The 1,683-nt window shown below is 41.7% G+C and carries 2 protein-coding genes; both read right to left on the bottom strand.

Features of this window, described 5'->3' with window-relative positions; all coding sequences use genetic code 11:
- Positions 1-936 (bottom strand): cytochrome c biogenesis protein ResB (locus SCALIN_RS19625; protein ID WP_133112080.1); only part of this gene is annotated, 936 nt, incomplete at its 3' end.
- Positions 937-942: 6 nt separating this feature from the next.
- Positions 943-1,683, bottom strand: a 741-nt coding sequence (gene ccsA / locus SCALIN_RS19620) for a cytochrome c biogenesis protein CcsA (protein WP_203415584.1), incomplete at its 5' end; no start/stop codon positions are given.

Here is a 1,683-nt window from a genome sequence, read left to right as displayed (position 1 = left end):
TATCACCAATAGCATACCTGACCCAAAACAGCCGATTGCAATCAGTGTAAGCGGTATACTCGGGTTTTTCTTCGTTGTAACAACTACAGCAGGTGTAGATTTTATGTCTTGAAATATTACGTCTACCCCCTTAACATTCTGAACATTTTGCCTGCCAATGCGGACATAGGTTTGATCGTATTTATCATTATTACCTTTTGAGACTAACTGCAGAACAGGGAGTGGGAACTGAGGTGGCATGTAAAGATTTGCGATGAGTACATCTGTTCCGTTTATCTCTATAACGTCCTTCACATTTAAAGTCACTGTTTGTCCGTCAATATTCATTACTACGGCATTTGGCATGTTCCCATAATTTCGTAAAAGAAACTGTTTAGTCCCGCTGTCCAAAAGCACAGGGTTGTTGTAGCCGAGCGTGTCATCATACTCCTCCCCGTCTTTCCTTATCTTCATCTGTGCGGTTATCTTCCTGGGCATGCCGTTTGGGTAAGTAGTTGAGTCAAGCCCTGTCACCTTTAACTCATATTCACCGGCCTGAACCCATGTATTGGAAACCGTGATTGGTCTGCCGGACTCCGACCATATGCCGCCAACAAGATGCGCCACAAGCGTGACCAGGAAACCGATATGCACAATTGAGGCACCATACAAAGCAACTTTTTTGGAACGTGCCTTTACCTTTCTAAGGATAGAGTCCAATGTACAGATGAAAATACATATCCCATACATGGCAAAGGCAACAAACATCAGGTAAAACCAGATGTGTATCAGTTTAGGTTCATTAAAGAAGAAGGTGATATCTTCACCCGAAAGTCCCTCGTAGGATTCCGGGCAGTAATTCATGATAAGACTACCTATTATAAGGAGTCCCGTAACCGCAAATCCTACTATTATTCCCGTCTTCTGGGACCTTAAAAAATCATATACTTTTTTCATTTTATATTAAAAACTGTGTGAACTTTTAATAAGAAAACTTGTACCGACATACGTTGTCAGAAGTATAACAAATCCAACTATTGCCAGTGGCGTTTTGTACTTTCTGGATGCGGGCCAATAATCCAGATGAATGCATGTCGCATAAAAGAACCAGATAATCACAGACCAGAGCAGCTTTGCGTCCCACAGAAAATAGGACCCCCAGGCTACATAGCCCCATAGTCCGCCGAATATCATAGATATCGAGAAGGCTATAAATCCGTATTGGAAGCCAGCATCTATTATGTACTCAAACCGTCTCTTATCTTCACCTCCGGAGAAATATCTTGCCATTGCTGCAGCAAAAGCACTTGTCCATAATGCATAGCAATAGAAAGATATAGGAACGTGAAGGACATACCATATCGTCAACATAAGCGGCGGTGCGTATGACACCTTCATTAAATAAGAGGAGAAGCAAACGGAAGCAACAACAAAGAAAATATATCCTACACTAAACGTTGCAATCCTGTAGACGTAACTCTCTATCCTGGAATAAAAAAGAAGAACACTGAAGCATGCAAGAGCAAACCCTGTAAATGATTCAAATTTGTTAGTCAGCGGGAAGTATTCTATAGCAATACCCCTGAAAGTAATAGATGCGGTGTGCAGGACAATTCCACCCAGGAGAACATAGAACCTTATCCCTCTGCCCATGAAGCCGACTATCCAATAGGAAGTATAGATTAACAGTGAACTCCAATATAA

Source organism: Candidatus Scalindua japonica, from assembly GCF_002443295.1.
Taxonomy (GTDB): Bacteria; Planctomycetota; Brocadiia; order Brocadiales; family Scalinduaceae; genus Scalindua; species Scalindua japonica.
The sequence above is the reverse complement of the archived record's forward strand: the minus strand, read 5'-3'. Positions and strand labels throughout refer to the sequence as shown.